At 38.7% G+C, this 16,352-nt stretch carries 13 protein-coding genes; 7 read left to right on the forward strand and 6 right to left on the reverse strand.

The window, feature by feature from the left end:
* Window positions 1–180: 180 nt before the first annotated feature.
* From RWN13_RS17975 to RWN13_RS17985, 3 genes are read right to left on the reverse strand one after another with little or no spacing between them, the layout of a single operon-like run.
* A complete protein-coding gene (locus RWN13_RS17975) occupies window positions 181–483 on the reverse strand; it encodes a PTS sugar transporter subunit IIB (protein ID WP_314066456.1) in 303 nt (100 codons plus the stop codon).
* Window position 484: 1 nt separating this feature from the next.
* Window positions 485–955, reverse strand: coding sequence for a PTS sugar transporter subunit IIA (locus tag RWN13_RS17980; protein WP_314066459.1), 471 nt, complete (start codon window positions 953–955; stop codon window positions 485–487).
* A gap of 2 nt (window positions 956–957) precedes the next feature.
* Window positions 958–3,018 carry a BglG family transcription antiterminator gene (locus RWN13_RS17985; RefSeq protein WP_314066461.1) on the reverse strand — a complete coding sequence of 687 codons (2,061 nt, stop codon included), beginning with the start codon at window positions 3,016–3,018 and terminating at the stop codon, window positions 958–960.
* Between the two features lie 401 nt (window positions 3,019–3,419).
* Between RWN13_RS17985 and RWN13_RS17990 the strand changes: the two genes are divergently transcribed.
* From RWN13_RS17990 to RWN13_RS18000, 3 genes are all read left to right on the forward strand, one after another.
* Window positions 3,420–4,925: a hypothetical protein gene (locus RWN13_RS17990; RefSeq protein WP_314066464.1), complete on the forward strand. Its 1,506-nt coding sequence runs from the start codon at window positions 3,420–3,422 to the stop codon at window positions 4,923–4,925.
* A gap of 180 nt (window positions 4,926–5,105) precedes the next feature.
* A complete protein-coding gene (locus RWN13_RS17995) occupies window positions 5,106–5,378 on the forward strand; it encodes a hypothetical protein (protein ID WP_314066467.1) in 273 nt (90 codons plus the stop codon).
* A gap of 324 nt (window positions 5,379–5,702) precedes the next feature.
* Window positions 5,703–6,143 carry a hypothetical protein gene (locus RWN13_RS18000; protein WP_314066469.1) on the forward strand — a complete coding sequence of 147 codons (441 nt, stop codon included), beginning with the start codon at window positions 5,703–5,705 and terminating at the stop codon, window positions 6,141–6,143.
* A 395-nt stretch (window positions 6,144–6,538) separates the two neighbouring features.
* Here the strand turns inward: RWN13_RS18000 and dgt are convergent, their stop codons facing one another.
* Window positions 6,539–7,933 carry a dGTP triphosphohydrolase gene (gene dgt, locus RWN13_RS18005; RefSeq protein WP_314066471.1) on the reverse strand — a complete coding sequence of 465 codons (1,395 nt, stop codon included), beginning with the start codon at window positions 7,931–7,933 and terminating at the stop codon, window positions 6,539–6,541.
* A gap of 285 nt (window positions 7,934–8,218) precedes the next feature.
* Here dgt and RWN13_RS18010 point away from each other — a divergent pair, with 285 nt between their 5' ends.
* The 3 genes from RWN13_RS18010 (at window position 8,219) to RWN13_RS18020 (ending at window position 10,572) form a co-directional block, all read left to right on the forward strand.
* Window positions 8,219–9,082 carry a hypothetical protein gene (locus RWN13_RS18010; RefSeq protein WP_314066474.1) on the forward strand — a complete coding sequence of 288 codons (864 nt, stop codon included), beginning with the start codon at window positions 8,219–8,221 and terminating at the stop codon, window positions 9,080–9,082.
* Between the two features lie 688 nt (window positions 9,083–9,770).
* On the forward strand, window positions 9,771–10,136 hold the full coding sequence (locus tag RWN13_RS18015; RefSeq protein ID WP_314066477.1) for a MerR family transcriptional regulator: 366 nt from the start codon (window positions 9,771–9,773) through the stop codon (window positions 10,134–10,136).
* Window positions 10,114–10,572: an SRPBCC family protein gene (locus RWN13_RS18020; protein WP_314066479.1), complete on the forward strand. Its 459-nt coding sequence runs from the start codon at window positions 10,114–10,116 to the stop codon at window positions 10,570–10,572. The genes RWN13_RS18015 and RWN13_RS18020 overlap by 23 nt, the downstream gene beginning before the upstream one ends.
* Window positions 10,573–10,615: 43 nt before the next feature.
* Here RWN13_RS18020 and RWN13_RS18025 read toward each other — a convergent pair whose 3' ends face one another.
* Window positions 10,616–11,977 carry an Nramp family divalent metal transporter gene (locus RWN13_RS18025; protein WP_314066481.1) on the reverse strand — a complete coding sequence of 454 codons (1,362 nt, stop codon included), beginning with the start codon at window positions 11,975–11,977 and terminating at the stop codon, window positions 10,616–10,618.
* 169 nt (window positions 11,978–12,146) lie between these two features.
* Window positions 12,147–13,778 carry a peptide ABC transporter substrate-binding protein gene (locus tag RWN13_RS18030; RefSeq protein WP_314066484.1) on the reverse strand — a complete coding sequence of 544 codons (1,632 nt, stop codon included), beginning with the start codon at window positions 13,776–13,778 and terminating at the stop codon, window positions 12,147–12,149.
* A 281-nt stretch (window positions 13,779–14,059) separates the two neighbouring features.
* On the opposite strand from RWN13_RS18030, the gene RWN13_RS18035 reads away from it, so the two are divergent.
* A complete protein-coding gene (locus tag RWN13_RS18035) occupies window positions 14,060–16,309 on the forward strand; it encodes an L-type lectin-domain containing protein (RefSeq protein WP_314066486.1) in 2,250 nt (749 codons plus the stop codon).
* Window positions 16,310–16,352: the final 43 nt, after the last annotated feature.

The following is a 16,352-nucleotide window of genomic DNA, read 5'->3' on the forward strand; positions in this document are numbered from 1 at the left end:
TCCCTTATCTCTATAGACGAACGTCTTAAGAATAACGGCTCTTCGCTTCGCTTCGGTGTCCCTTATCTCTATAGACTTACGTCTTAAGAATAATGGCTAAAGCATTAAGCATAGGGGCCCTCCTTTACTCTTTTTTCTCTTTTTTCTCTTTTTTCTCTTTTTAACTCAGTTTGACGTGTTTTATTTAACTCTCTGGTTGTCTCCTTTTAGAACGGCGATAATTTGTGCGTCCATCTCTTCCATGCCTAGTCCTGTGATATATGAGGTGGCTACGATGGCTGGAATCTCATAGGTGGTTGGTAAAATGGTGGTTGAAATGATTAAGTCTGCGTCTTTTTGTAATGATTTGGCTTCAACAATTTTTATTTGTTGAATGTCTGCCTCAATCTGGTTATCTTTTAATAATTGTTCGATTCGATTCATCACAACGGTTGATGTGGCTATCCCTGCTCCACATGCTACTAATAGTCTTTTTTTATTCATTCTAATCGTTCCCTTCGACTTGTATTTTTTCCAGTGCACTTAAGACGTCCTTGATGCTCTTTTCTTGCATAATTTCTTTAACCAGTTGTTCATCTTGAATCACTTGCATCAGTGTTTGAAGAACCATCAATTGATTGTCGGCTTTTGTTAAGCCTAAAATAAAAACCAATCTAACGGGCACTTCCACTTCGATATTATCCATGGATTTAAACGAAACGGGTTCGTTTAATGTGGCCACGGAGATAAACTGTTCTGTGATGTATTCCGGATCAGTATGAGGGATGGCCACGCCATAATTCCCTAAGTTCAAGCCAGTCGGAAAGTTGCCTTCTCTCTCTTTCAGTTTTTCCACGAACTGTCCTGTTCCAAATCCTCTAGCCGAGATTTGCCCGCCAATGTCGTCAAACAACGCATCACTGCTTGCGTAACTTTTATTTAAGAACACGAGTTGTTGATTCAAGAATTCAATCATATTTATAATTCCTCCAGCTTTCGATAGTGATACGAATTAATTTGTTGCGCAATTTCCCTGATGGGCTGTTTTTTCATTGTCTCTAAAAATAACTGGTCTTCAGCTATTTCTAGCAACTCAATTAAGGCGTTAAAATGAGCTTTTTTATTAGGTGAGGCGATCATCACGATGTGCGAAACCGCTTTATCTTCATAGCTTAAGGGTTCCTCTAAAACCAGTAAACTCATGCCCAACTTTGTAGTAGGCTCAGGGCTAGTGTGAGGGATGGCAATATTCCCTCGCAAAACAATGCCACTTGTTAGTTTAGGTTGCTCGGACTTAATCGTTGAAAGATAGGTCTGACTGATGATGCCATTTTCCAACAATGGCAGGCTGACAATCTCAAGGGCCTGATGCCAATCTTTAACTGCTTCTCTCTTTAAAATGTGGCCTTCATGAATTAAAGTTGCTAGATTCGCACTGTTAGTCTCCTTTGACTCCCTCTTTGGGTTAGTGTTGACAGGAGAGAATACCGCCAACAGCTCTTTTCTCATCTTCTCCCGATCTAACTGTTTGGCGTGTTTTTCTGCTGTATGAATAATATCTTCAATAGTAATGTCAATCCCGCTAAACTGATATAAGACGGACATTACTTTATTGCGAATATTAATCACATCTAAGTCTTTCGATAAGTCAGATACAAAAAAGACTGGCTTGACTGACTCCAATGGCAGTGAGGTGAAAATTAAATCGTAGGGGTTCGTTGTTTCTCCCATCTCTTTTAGTGACATAGGTGGGTAAAAAAATAACTCTGGGAATATTTTTTTTAATGAATTTTCCAGCAAATTGGAAAATGATAACCCATTTTGACACACAATAATGGCTCGGAATTTCGCATCTAGCTGATTGGACTGTTCAATCAAATGACCTCCGATTAGCATCGATAAAAAACGGGTCTCCACCTCAGGCAGTTCCACTCCCAAATATTGGACAAGAGGGACCTTGGATTCATTGATTAAATTGTGAATGGCTTCATAGTCATCGTCTAAAGTAGGCAATCCTTTATAATCAGTGGTCAATTGGTATTTAATCCGATAATAAGCTGGTTTAAAATGAATAAATATTTTATCAATCAAGCGCTCCTTATTACTTAGGCTCGTGAATGCCACCCGCTCAAATTCGTCAACAAAGGCAATGATGGCTTCCCGTAACTGAGGTAGTTCTTCGACTAGGGGCTGTTCTGTTTGGTAAACATTGCTTGATAATAAATGAAGCGTAAAATACAATTTTTCTTCTTCTGATATCACTGTGTCTTGGATTAATACTCTCACGGCATCAAATTCTCTTGTATCTGCTAGCTCGTGGTAATCGATAAAAAAGATTCCAGTAACATCGTGGCCCAGTTCAATTCGAAATAAAATCCCCATAATGATGTATGGCAAGACAGTTGTTTTCGTATCAACAAAGGACAAGTCTAGCTTTTTTTCGACTTTCTCTAAATTTCGGTAAATCCCTTCAAACCTCTCCTCTGAGATTTTCATAAAGTACTTTAAGTAGCGCTCCCCATCTAGTTGATTCATCACATAATTGATCAGATGAATCATGATATTGCGTATATCCCACTCTTTGCCCCTTATTTCATATCCTGTTAATCGGGAGTAGTGAATGCTTAGCTTAAAAGGGTCCATTATTTTTTTTGCTTGCCTTAAATCGCTTAGGACGGTATTTTTACTTATTTTGAATTCATAGGTGAAAAAATTAATGGAAAAGTCGGCTTGGCGAACTAACATGATCAGAATCATAATGGCAGCTCGATCAGCAGAATCCGAAACAAAAAGCGTCTCAGAACTTGTGGTACTAGATTTAAATAAGCCATAGATTCGTTTGTCAATATTAAATTTACCTTGAGCTGTCCTGGTAATGATGGGGATATTTCTATCCATTAACACGTCATTCATCTTCTTAATTGAATAGTCAACTTGCCGTACGGTGAGATTATGCCGTTCTCTTAACTCGTCGATTGTCAGACTGTCGTTTTTAACGATATCCGACAATAACAGTTTTGATCGATCATCGACTTTCATTTTATATTCCCCCTAACACTTTTTAGTATAAACGATACTTGGTTCGTTTTGTTCACGCTTACATCCCAATTGTTTGTGTCGTAAAAAAACAAAAATGAGCTGAGCCCCTCTCGTACTTGTGATTGATCACAAATCAAAAGAAGGACAGCCCTCTAGCCTTCCTGTCATGTTCCTGATAATTCACAAACAAACAAAAGATTAAATAACTATTATACCAATAATAAAGGTTTGTAATCGTTTCAACTTGTTGGGCTTTTTTCATTTTTTTAGAGACTCTATTGCCCAGTGAAACCCCTTATTTTGACGATTCCCAATTGCCTCTCTTTTTCAACCTGTGATACAATATAATGGAAACGTTTTACATTTTCGAATGACTACCAATCAAGACAAAGGAGGATCGTATGGTAAAAAAGAAGATAGGCTTATTCTTCGGTGCAGGGGCGGAAATCGGTTATGGTTTACCTGCAGGTGGCCGTTTCGCTTTGGACATTTTTAAAATGGGCAAGGAGACCGACCGAGACCATTTCAAGGAACTTATCGCAAGGATTGACCCACGCTCGCAAATCGCTCGACAATGGCTACCTGAGGGCTATGGCTCTCGAAGTATCTATGTCTTTGGCAAAGGAAATTTTGAAGAAATCATCGCCTCTAGTTTAGAGAACCAGAAAGATGTGATTCTGACTTATTTGGACGCTTTTGATAAGGGGGTAAGTCGGGTCATTAACCAAATCGATGGGATTGATGAAGACGGGGTTAGGCGCGTTTTTGAAGAGAGTTATCACCTGAGGATTGGTGACTTTTTATATGCGGATCGAATTCAACTAAACCAGAAACTAACCAGTGAATCCGCGATTTTTTCCTCACCTTTTTTCTCAGCCTTTTTATACATGCTAGAAAAAACAGCTAATAAGGAGATTCATAAAATCGTTCTAGGAATCATGGAGTTATTGGTTGGCTCTCTTGGAGAACATCTTGTTAATGAGCTGAACAATGAATTAGTGAAAACAGATAACACTAGTCTTAATGTCTTTAATGACTTAGGAAGTTTATTTGCCTTGAATTACGGTTCTTTGGGGAATACAGGGCTTGAACTGGCCTTGCGGGAGAGTTCGGTCTCCTTAAAGGAAGACGTCACCGTTGAGGAGTTATTTGTGGAAATCGGCACTCGTTTACTGGAAGATGCTTACTCTCAAGTCTTGGATTATCAAGGGCTAATTGACAGTCATTTCAGGTATTTGTATCAGCCTAAGGTTCACTGGGCCAAATTTACCCGAATCGCGGTCTTTCTCCATAGTGTCCAACGTTATATTCAGGCTCAGATACCAGAGGAAATTCCTAATGAAGGGATTTATCATGACCTGAGACTCTCTGACAGATACACCCTCGCAACTATCGGCACCTCCAACTATACCAATTTGCTTGACACGCTGATTGCTAAAGAACTGTGTCCCCCCAAAAAAATAGTTCATTTAAATGGCTATCTTAACGATTGTTACGATCCTTACCGCAATCACATTTATTCCGATGACGGAAATGTTGACCCTAGTAACCAACTGACGGTTCCTTTTCTCTTCACACAAAGTGGGATTAAGCCTTTAACCGCCGTCTCCATGTCAGAACGTTATGTGGATTATTACCGTGATTTAAAACGATGTCAGGAAATTGGGGTTTTGGGTTATGGGTTTAACGGTGATGATGGTCATATAAATGGGATCTTCAGGCGCTTAGTTGACGAGGATCATAAGCTGCTTCATCTCTTTCACTATGGGGATAATTTGCCTGGCCGTGATTTAGCTGAGGTGTATGCCGAAAAATTACGATTGACTCAAAAGGAGAACTTGATTGTCCATCTCATCGATGACTTACGGCAAGTCCAGGGCCAAAACTGGACAACGGTCTTTGAGTAAGGGGGCTTAATCAAGACGATCAACAAAGTAACTTTATTTCCCTGATTTTCGATGTTTACCCGTAATAACTCAAGGAAAAATACCAATTAACTTGGAGTTAAGCCAACTTAAAGGTAACAACTGGAAACAAAAAGGCCTGCTGACAATTAAGCTTTCAATACTTACTTTATAGAAAAGGAGGTGAACCAACTGACCGATACACTTAAACCTCATCCATTACTTAACTATCACTACTATTATTCGACTACAAGCCCGACCGTTAGCGGCTACTTTGTCATTCACAAGAAAACCTGTCTTTTATTGACAAAAGAGAAAAGCCAGCGTCGCTTCATTGGCTATGCTCAACGCCCTTTAGACGCCTTGTTTATTAGCCAAAAGATTTTTCCAGCTGATTCCTTTATTTTATGTCAGGAATGTGGGGAACTCTTATGGCATAAACCGCCTAACCGTTAACAGATTTTTTGGCAGTTAGGGAAAGAAACATGACCTTTAAGGCCTCGTACCTCAATACCAAAAGCTATTTGCTAAACATACTTTAACAACAAATGAAAGAGGTAATAGCGATGGCAAAGGAAAAGATATTCTTAGCAGATTTCCTTACTTTAAATCAAAGATAATCAAGTTGTTTAACGGCCGACAAACACAAAACTAATTCCCCCTTTCCCCTACACAAAAACGCCTCTTACTCATCAGTATAAGTAAGGGACGTTTTTGTGTGATTGATTTTTTTGCTTTTTCCCTTTCCATGGCTTAGTATGAGAGGTAAGGAGGGGTGGTATGTCTAAAAAAGTTAGTAAGGCCGGCCATTTAATAGGTCACATGGTGTTTATCTTTGGTTTGACTGCATTTCTTTTATTTTTATTAATTAGAGTCCTTGATTTTTTTATCAAAAATGTCTCAACTGAATCTGTTTTACTCGAATTAATTCAACTTAATTTTAAGGAGTTATTCGTTTTTGGTTTCTTTTTACTTCTTATTTTGTTTGCGATCTGGCTACTGTTTACCTTGATTATTTTTCTTATGGGGATTGTCCTGCCGATTACAACTGCCCAGATAGAACATTATACGATTTTCTTAGAAAAATTAACCATTGCTCTTTTTCCAACCTTATTATTAGCTGGTTCCTTAAATGCTGATTCCTTCACCTTGGTTACTAGCTTGGTTTCATTTTTCGCCATTTTTTCTTTTGTCTTTAAACCCCATGTTAATAAGAACTAAAAGAAAACAAGCTGGGACATAAAGTCGTTTTGCTCCGAGCACTACACAAGTTACGATGTCCCTCATCTCTAAGGTCTAAAGACCTAAGAATGACGGCAATCTCGAAGAACCGGTCCAAGCGAATCGGCTTTTTCGATTGCTCGGTTTTTGAGAAATTGCCGAGCCTTCAAATCTTAATGCTTTAGCATTTAGAATTTGTTGAGATCGAAGCGTAGCGTAGAGCCTTAACTCTAGCATTTTAATGCGTAGAAGTTTAGGACAGCGAAGCGAGCAGACTTTTGGAGCGCGTCTATCGCATAATGTTCGTAAAAATATCGGAGGCTGGGACTTTTGTCCCAGCCTCTACTTATTACAAGTTTGACACGGGCCAAAATCGACTCTCACTAACTGCCTTCCTAGCGATTAATCACTTCAAAACCCATTAATTTTTCCGATAACCTTAACGCTTGTTCATCGGTTAATTCTGTTAAAAAGTCCACGACCATTAATAAACGATGATAGAGCTTATCGCCTTGACTTGGTTTTTTGTATCCGTCCAGATCGGCATGATACAGATGTTTGACCTGAGTGGATAAGTGCATATTAACGACTCTCTCCTCTTCAGTTCTTTCTTCTTCAAAATATATGACAGCTGGCACAAAACGCTTTAATAAGTCAAAAATACATTCTCTGCCAATTTGTTCCGATTTCTGCAATTGTGAATGGCAAATAATTTGTTCTTCAACAAATCCTTCTAACCCTTTCATTAATGGTTCAACATCCGTCTCATAAAATAAATCATGTCGGTAATCCCCAGTCATGATAGTTGTGTGTTTCTTGTTAAAACTTGAAGCTGCGTTATTAATGAAGCGCAACTGCAAGTCTTCAATCCACAATAAAACGGCCGACTCATCCTGTTCTTCCTTATATAAAAAATGAGTTCTCTGTCCTAATAACTCCCTGTACTGATACAATTGACCATAAGTTAGCTTGCTGTCATCAATCTTATTTTGTAAGTAACTAACAATTTCTCGAGTGTTTATGAGCCCTTTTCCAATTGCCTCTTTAATGGTAGAAGTAGTCCTGGCTATGTCTGATGCGGCTTGTACGATTAAGGTCAACGGGTGTTGGTTAATGACACCCATTTCATCAGAAACGTTTCTATAAAATTGCTGTTCACTCTGGTAGTGGTCCAAGTGGGATTGTTTCCTCTTTTTCGAAGGACGTAAAGATAATTTTAACATAGTGTTTAAGATTGGATACGTTAAATTAAGTTTTTTTCTGAGCTTTTCATCGTGTAAGTGTCTCACTATTCTTAAGCTTTGAGCTTGGATATTGAGATGCTCAAGATCACGACGTTGTTGTTCGCCTAGCCAATCGACTACTGGTCTTCCATTGTAAGTAAACCCTACCAAGTATGCTTGAAACCAAGCTCGCATCGCAGCTTCACCACAATAACCAAATGCTGGCAACCCAATTTCTTGCATTAAGCCAACTGCACTAACAGTATTTGACATTTTGGCAATTTCTTTCAGGCTTAGACTTTTACGCATATTTCGTTCGGCAAATTTATGAACAATCATTTTTGAAAAATAAGAAACTTCCAGCGAATGCACCATACTTGTCCGGCAACATTCCCAGCTTTCAAGAGGAAATATATGGGTTTTTTCTGGTAGTTTCTGAAAGGCTTCTGACTTAATTATATTCATGCTATCGATGTTATACGCACTTTCTCCTCGTAAATAAAAAATATTACTGGTGTTATAGCGCTTCTCTACTAATAATTGTTGCCAATCCATCTTACGTTCCATACCATCACTTCCTGGGTTTTATTATACTTACGTTTAAAAAAAGAAGAAGCAAAAACTAGTAATTGTATTTATTACCAAATTTATGCCTCTTTGTTTATTGCTATTTAAGTATGACCGACTGTACACATTATTCCACCAAGCGGGACTATTAATAAGCTTTCTAATATAATTAACATAAAAATCCTCCTTTCTTGACATATATATGTTTCATAATATTAATATTAGTATATAATAAAGAAAAGAGTGTATTTTTTTCATATATGAAAAAAGGAGGAAACCATTAAAATGATGTACGGAGAAGAATTCAAAAAACTCAGACTTGAAAAACAATTAACCATCGCTGATACCGCTTCTGGAATCATGTCTATTTCTCTACTATCAAAATTCGAAAGAGGACTATGTGAAATTACTGTTAGCAAATTTGTGAAAATATTAGAACGGGTCAATGTTACGTTAAGTGAATTCGAACTGATAGTTAGCAATTTTCAAAAAAGTAGAATGATGCAGCTACTGGATGAGTTAAGAGAATCTTATTTAAAAAAAGAATTCGATAAAATTGAGGTGATTATAGCAAATGAATTAGACCTTTGGAAAAATACCGGACATATTCGTCATCGCTACAATTCCACCATGTTTTCAATTGTTTATGACGAACTACGCGATACCAATACAACTAAAGAAAAAGATATTGAATTTCTAACCGATTACCTTTTCTCAATTGAAGATTGGACTCAATACGAACTCATTTTGTACGGTAATTCAGTAGCAGGTATCAAATTTAATGCCATGATGCTCCTATCGAATGAGCTCATTCATAAAACACGGTATTTTCAAAATAATGCCGCTCACCGAAAAATGATTGCCCAAATTTTACTTAACTCAACGATAGTTTGTCTGATGAAAAATGAATTAGACATAAGTTTAAATTTTCAAAACGAGATCAGCCAACTACTTACATCCGAGCACTATCTTCATGAGAGAAATGTACTTAATTTCTGCAATGGGATTTACTTATATAAAAAAGGAAATACTATTGAAGGTGAAAAAAAAATAGATGCGGCATTAACAATCTTTAAACAACTTGGTTCTGACCATTTAGCAGCCAATTTTACCGAATTTTTCGAAGATGTCAAAAATTCAAAGTCTTAATAAATTATTCCTATTATCATTAAAGCTTATTCACAACAAGTTCACATTTAGAGGTTATTATGTATATATACCAACAAACAACCCTAACAAAACTTTTTCATTCTTCTATTTACCTGATGACCCTTATCCTTACTTATTAAGATTAACGGCTTCAGGTAAATAGAAATCTCCCAGCCCCTAGTGAAAGCTAGGGGCTACTCCTTTGTCATTTTTTACGAAGGATTAAGATAATTGGCGTTTGTTCGTTTTATATTCTTTAAATGACAAAATTGTCACTTTCCTTCAATAGATTTCATGATAAACTTAATTTAAGGCGAAAGTCTTAAGGTTGTTAACCTCTTATAAATTGAAAGGCCCAATAGGCTGATTGACTGATCCCCCTCACTCAATCAGCCTATTGGGTCGTTTTCTTAAAGAAAAGTTACAGGTTTATTCTGATAAATGATGGTTTTCCTTCACAACTCTTTCACAGTTGCAAGCTATTATATACCTATACCAACAAACAACCTAACTAAACTTTTTCATTTAATTTGTTCTCCCCCGAATAAGTTAAAAACTCCTAGGCCCCTAACTTCCCGTTAGGGGCCTCTCCTTTGTAAAAAACTACCAGCACCATTAACTCGACTTTTACTTCACTTGACCCTATACTATGGTTCATGGTTTATAATAACTTCAGGTGGTGATAAGAATGTATCGAATTGGTCAATTCTCAGAGCTAACGGCGATTACTATCTCCTCATTACGGTATTACGAGAGAATTGGTTTATTGCTGCCCGATCGGGTTGATTCACAAAATAACTACTGCTATTACGACAATAATAGTTATTTAAAAGCCATTCTAATCAGTGGCATGAAAGAGATGGGCTTTACCTTAAACGAGATTAAAGTCTTGATTGTCACTCAAGATGATGAGGCCTTATATCTTGCCATGAAGACTAAACAATCTGACATAACCGCAGAGATTCACCGTTTGAGAGAGGTTCTCAGCACTGTTGAGGATTATTTATCAAACTACGAAAGGGATGAAGAAAATGGGTTGGGAACGAAAGATTAAGATAGAGGCGCCTATTGAAACCGTTTGGGCATTATTTACAGAGGCGAACATGCATCGCATTATGCCGCAAGTTGTAGGGCATAAACTGATCTCAACAGATGAATCAACCAATACCTCTGTCTACGAGGAGACATATGCTGAGGGAAACCGCGAAGAAACCTATTTGCTAACGGAAATTATTCATCTTGATAGACCAGAAGAAAAAAGAAAAACCTTTGATTTTACTATTGCCAAGATGATTCATTCAATCGGTGAGTTTCACTTAAAGATGGTAGATGACAGACAAACAGAATTTATCTACAGCGGTAAAAATGAAGGGGCAAACTTTTTAGGAAAAACCATGTTAAAAATGGCCTCTAATAAGAAAAACGAGGCTGTAGTGGAATCCTTTGTTCAGCTAGTTAAACTTGAAGCCGAAAAAGACGCGACTAAATGATAAGACGCCAAGCCCTTTAAAATCAAGGGGCTTGGCGTTTTTATTAAGCAAAGGTAGACATGATTAAATAAATATTCAACCCTGTTAGGGTAAGGGTTAGAAACCAAGCAAGAATCGTCACAAACAGTGAATTTTTAAACTCTCCCATCATTTTTTTGCTACTGGTAAAAATGGTTAAAGGCAGCATTGACACGGGTAAAGCAATACTTAGAAAGACTTGGGTGTAAATTAATAATTTTTCCACGACTTCTTCCGAATCCCCAAAGAGCAGGATACAAATAATAACTGGAATAACCGCTAATAAACGGGTGACGAGGCGTCTTGCCCAGACTGGCATGCTAAGTTTAATATAGCCTTCCATCACGATTTGCCCAGTCAATGTACCGGTAATAGTTGAATTTTGTCCGGAAGCTAATAAAGCGACGGCGAATAATATGCTTAAGACTGGTGAGGCAATGGCACCTACTATTGACTTATCGGAAAGAGCCCGATAGAGTGAGCCTAATGTGCTCAAATGATCACCGTTCCCATGGAACAAGGCCGCCCCTAAGGTTAGCAATAAACAATTAATAACAAAAGCAACGGTTAATTGCAGATTGGAATCGATTCTGGCGAACTTAACCGCTTCTTTCAATTCTTGGCGATTTTCACGATCATATTGACGGGCTTGAACGATTGATGAATGTAAGTATAAATTATGAGGCATGACAGTGGCACCCACGATCCCTAATGCTAGGAATAAGGCGCTCTTATTTTCCACTATTTGTTTGTGGGGGACGAAGCCCGCTAGTATATCACTAAACACTGGTTGGCCCAACATCACTTCATATAGGAATATCACCAGAATCGTTGCAATCAAGACTGATACAATGGCTTCAATTTTACGGAATCCTAACTTAGTCAGCATCAACAGTAGGAACACGTCTAAAACCGTTATAAAAACGCCTAATAGTAAGGGAATGCGAAACAATAAATTCAACGCAACGGCACTCCCAATCACCTCGGCGATGTCGGTTGCCATGATGGCTAGTTCTGTTATTATCCAAAGGACGATGCCCAATTTTTTACCTGTTTTCATTCGAATAGCTTGAGCTAAATCAAGTCCGGTGACAATGCCTAATTTGGCTGACATGTATTGGAGCAACATGGCGATTAAACTGGAAATTAAAATAACGGATAACAGCAAGTAACCAAACTGAGCACCACCTGCGATGGAGGTGACCCAATTCCCTGGGTCCATATACCCAACTGCCACTAGAGCTCCCGGCCCGGAATAAGCCAACAGTTTTTTCCAAAAACCAGCATTTTTAGGAATTGAAACGGTATTGTTTATTTCTGGCAAACTTAGGCCATTTAGTTTAGTTGTTAAAAAGTGTTGATGTGAATCTCGATTGTTATTTTTCATAGGAGCGCCTTCTTTACGTTTTAGGTATACCTAAACTTTACTCCTGTTTGTTCATTTTGGCAAGGGGTTACTATTAAAAATTTTAAAAAAAGCAGGGAGTGCCAAAAAAAATAACTCCCACCTAAACACAATCAGGTGGGAATCACGTTTTATCATTTAAACTATCCGTTTACTCTTCCAGATATGCTTCTTTAAAATCAAACTGAGCACCAACACTGTGGGAAATGATTCCTTTGAGTTGGGGATTTCTCAATCGTGATTCAGCTTTTTGGAAAATCGGGTTGACCCCTGTTTCTTCCATTAATAGATTCTCGGCTTTAACAAAATCTGCCCAGCGTTTTTCTGGCTCTGTCACATTAGTTGTAGCAGCACTTTCAACTAAGGCGTCGTATTCTTTATTGCTGTATTTGCCGTAGTTATAGGGTGAATCAGTCTTCATTAAATCAAGGAAACTACTTGGGTCAGCGTAATCCGCTCCCCAACCAAAAAGAAAGAGATCAAATTCTGTGTTGCGACCTTTCTCGACTGCCACTGACACTGGCACAATGCTAACACTAACTTTAGCGCCTTCTAAATTGTCTTCAATGGCGAACTGAATGGCTTCTGCTAATTTACGAATAGAGTCCACGTCATAAGATAATAACTCTAAGGTCACGTCCCCTGTCTTGGTTTCCTCTTTGGCTTCTTTCCAGAGTTTTTTCGCTTCTTCAACATCAGTTTTCACATAATTTGTGGTGACATCTGCAAAATCTTTGTTGGTCTCAGGTGCAAAAGACATGCCTGAAGGGACTAATCCTTTTGGCACAATTGAACCATCAGCTAAAATATTTTCAATGATTTCTTCACGGTTTAATACAAGTGAAATAGCTTTTCTGGCTTTCGAATTTGTAAACAGACCTTCTCGCTGATCATATGATAAATACGTGGTGCCCGCTTTATCAAGGGAAACAAAGGCTTCATTGTCTCGATATTGTTGGGCAAACTCACCGGATAATGGTAAATCATCCAACTCGCCTGCTTCAAAAAGCTTCACGCTGGTTCCGGGTTCTTTGATCACTTGATTGGAAATTTTGGCTAATTTAACTTTTTTATTGTCCCAATAGTTTTTATTTTTAACATAATCCCAAGTGGTATCGGTTCCCGCTCCATCAAAGTCTTCTAAAACAAAGGGCCCATTGTAAATCAAGTTTTCGTTTGTTTTGGCATAGTCCCCTCCTTCTTTTTCCACAAATGCTTTATTTTGTGGGAAGAACGTTGGAAAGGCCAGCAAACTTTCAAAATAAGGTGTTGCCTGAGCTAGCGTAATTTCCAACTCGTAATCATCAATGGCTTTAATGCCTAGTTCTTCAATTGGCTTTTTGCCTTCGGTAATTTCTGGGGCATTTAGAACACTGTTAAACAGGTAGCTGTATTCTGAGCCTGTTTTCGGATTAACGGCTTTTTGCCAAGCATAAACATAATCGGCTGCTGTGACTGGGGTTTCATTAGACCATTTTGCTTCTTTATTCAACTTGATTTTATAGGTTAATAAATCATCACTTACATCTGGTAGTTCACTTGCTCCCGCTATGATTAATTGGTTATTTTCGTCAAGACGGTACAACCCTTCCATGACGTTATTTAAGACCGTAATGCCATAAGTATCACTGGCTAAGGTTGAATCCAAGGTTGATAATTCATTTTCGACAACGATTGAAATTTCCTGAGCGGTTTCTTTTTTGCTCTCTTTCTCCGTTTCAGCTTTATTACCACACCCTGCCAACAGAAGTGCTATACCAACGATCATCAGTTTCTTTCTCATTAAATCCCCTCCTAATTCTCATCATCTTATAATAAAAACCTCAGGAAGTCAAAACTTATTTTGGCAAGTCTTCACTATTTTTTTTAACGAGGAGAACTTTTAACGGCGCATAACTCGTTCACTCCTTCATTTTAACGATTTTTTTCCAATGTCATGTTTTGACGAAATAAACCACAAAAATTGAACCTAGCTCCTGTTCATTTTTAGTTATACTGAACTGGCAATCAAGAGGAGGGCTGACAATCAAAACAATTAAGCTTTTTATCTATATTATGTTCGTGTTGGCAGCTGTTAGTTTATGTCATCTTGGCAAGACAGTTGAAGCAGCGAATGAACCGATACCACCTAAAAATGTCATCTTGTCGGATATTTTTACAACCACACGTCATTCAACTATGATAACTGATTCCATTGTTCAAATTACACCTGATGCTCAAAATCGGGAAGGCGCCATCTGGTCCACTGATAATAATCTCATGAATCTCAGAGAAGATTTTAGTTCAGTGATGCATCTTTACTTTGGAAATCGAGGGGGAAATGCCGGAGATGGTATGGCCTTTGTCATGCAAAATTCACCAGAGCGGCAAAATGCTTATTCTTATAGTGGTGCCAGCTTAGGGGTTTGGGCAACCCAAAAGGAAGGGGCAACTCATGGGGGGATAAAAAACAGTTTTGCTGTGGAATTTGATACCTATTACAACAATAATAAAAACGATAGTCGCTTTGACAATCAGTTAAACGCCCTTGGGCAAGCTAATCATGTTGCTAATGCCTTTCCTGGTCGGCCCGCTATCTGGGATGATTGGAGTGCGACTTATATTGACTGGTATGCTGGCTGGGGCGATGGCAATCAACGGACACTCAACCACAATAATATCCAATTGCCTGGTCCCCTCTCTAATGACCAGTGGCACCGATTTGCTGTTGACTGGTCTGCTGACACTAGCACGTTAACGTATCAGTTTGCGAATTTGTCACCAGTTAAAGTGCCCATCGATGTTTTGGCTGATTTTGGCAGTTACGATGTGGTCTGGGGATTCACTGGTTCCACTGGAACCAAAAGTCAAATGAACCGAGTGGTTTTTGAAAAGGTCCCAGGGGTAGTCAACGCTTCCTCCACCGTCACAGTTGCCCGTTCTGGTAAGATACTTGAACCTGGAAGTCCTGTTTATTCCGGTGAAGAGCTCACTTTTTTGCTGGATGCGACTTACTTATCGGGTAAACAAGATTGGCTAGATGTGGCAGCGGATTTCACTTTAAGTGATTACTTTGACTTAATTCCCGGTACGACTAAAAGGATCCATCCTAACACGGGTGAAGCATTTCCTATTGAAGATCACGACTGGCAAGAGAACCGCTTAATTACAGCAATTGGAGATTTATCGCCATGGCTCACTCAAAAGCAAGTGGCATTTAAAGCCACCGTCAAACCAGCTCTACCAGGATCTCATATTGTTGAGCAACAGGTTAATTTTAGCGGCAACAACCACTTATTGACCTCTGAGGGCTACTCTTTGACCATTGAAGGAAATCGGCCTCCTGACATAAGTATTTCAAGTACTGAAAACGAGATTCGTTTAGACAACGAGACAACTATCATCGAAGGTCTCTGGCAAGATGACGGTGACTCACTTACGCTCTTTTCCTTGCTAAATGGACATGTCTATCACCAAGAACCCTTACATTCAAGCAATGGAAATACCTGGCAACTTGAATTCCCCGAAGGAAGTCTAGCTGTCGGAAGTAATCAGTTAGTGGTGTATCTGGTGGACAATCAAGGTGCTGTTTCCAATCAGGCCACCTTAACATTTAATGTAGCAAGCCCACCGAGATTAAGTTTAGCTGATTCTGCTCTCAATCAAGACGTCATCTTTAGTGACCCCTTTGATATAACAGGATCTTGGGTGGATAAAGACAGCCCCTTGGTTCAACTCTACTACACGATCAATAACGGGCCGGAAAAACTGGCAACAGACTTGATTGAGAATTCAGATTTAGGCGCTCAGACTGACTTGTTAGCCCCTATCATGTCTCATGATTTAAAGATGGGTGAAAACCACCTTGTCTTTTTCTTAAAAGACAGTGAGGGCTTTCCCTCCAATAAAGTGGCAACCCTTATAACAGTCACCGGTGCACTTGAATTCAGTTTTATTAGTCCAACAGTCAGTTTTGAACCTTTAAGGATTCCCCACGGAGTTGCTTATGCTAAACGGCAAAACAATTGGACTATCAACGTTAGAGACACCCGAAATACTCAATCTAATTGGCGGGTACAGGCTATTTTAAAAGACAGCCCCGTTCCCAAAGGCAAGCATTCTCTAGAAAATCATTTGATTTATCTCAATCAAGATAAAGAAATTCCATTAGAGATTAATTCACCCGTAGATGTCTTTAGTCATCAAACAACGACAACAGAAAATGTCCCCGTCAGCTGGCAGGAAGATCAAGGTTTATTATTTAAAGCAAACTCGTCCATGTACGCAGGTGAGTATGTTGGTGAAATTGGATGGCGGGTCGTTGACGCCCCATAAAAAGGTATTTTAATGTCATAACCATGACAATTAAATAAAAAAA

It is taken from the genome of uncultured Vagococcus sp., from assembly GCF_963518325.1.
Lineage (GTDB): Bacteria > Bacillota > Bacilli > Lactobacillales > Vagococcaceae > Vagococcus_D.

What these genes read in the sequence shown, in the direction of transcription:
- RWN13_RS18020 (WP_314066479.1), top strand. Translation starts at nt 10,114, where the DNA reads ATGGGTTGGGAACGAAAGATTAAGATAGAGGCGCCTATTGAAACCGTT.
- RWN13_RS18000 (WP_314066469.1), top strand. Translation starts at nt 5,703, where the DNA reads ATGTCTAAAAAAGTTAGTAAGGCCGGCCATTTAATAGGTCACATGGTG.
- RWN13_RS17985 (WP_314066461.1), bottom strand. Translation starts at nt 3,018, where the DNA reads ATGAAAGTCGATGATCGATCAAAACTGTTATTGTCGGATATCGTTAAA.
- RWN13_RS18030 (WP_314066484.1), bottom strand. Translation starts at nt 13,778, where the DNA reads ATGAGAAAGAAACTGATGATCGTTGGTATAGCACTTCTGTTGGCAGGG.
- RWN13_RS18015 (WP_314066477.1), top strand. Translation starts at nt 9,771, where the DNA reads ATGTATCGAATTGGTCAATTCTCAGAGCTAACGGCGATTACTATCTCC.
- RWN13_RS18010 (WP_314066474.1), top strand. Translation starts at nt 8,219, where the DNA reads ATGATGTACGGAGAAGAATTCAAAAAACTCAGACTTGAAAAACAATTA.
- dgt (WP_314066471.1), bottom strand. Translation starts at nt 7,933, where the DNA reads ATGGAACGTAAGATGGATTGGCAACAATTATTAGTAGAGAAGCGCTAT.
- RWN13_RS18025 (WP_314066481.1), bottom strand. Translation starts at nt 11,977, where the DNA reads ATGAAAAATAACAATCGAGATTCACATCAACACTTTTTAACAACTAAA.
- RWN13_RS17975 (WP_314066456.1), bottom strand. Translation starts at nt 483, where the DNA reads ATGAATAAAAAAAGACTATTAGTAGCATGTGGAGCAGGGATAGCCACA.
- RWN13_RS17990 (WP_314066464.1), top strand. Translation starts at nt 3,420, where the DNA reads ATGGTAAAAAAGAAGATAGGCTTATTCTTCGGTGCAGGGGCGGAAATC.
- RWN13_RS17980 (WP_314066459.1), bottom strand. Translation starts at nt 955, where the DNA reads ATGATTGAATTCTTGAATCAACAACTCGTGTTCTTAAATAAAAGTTAC.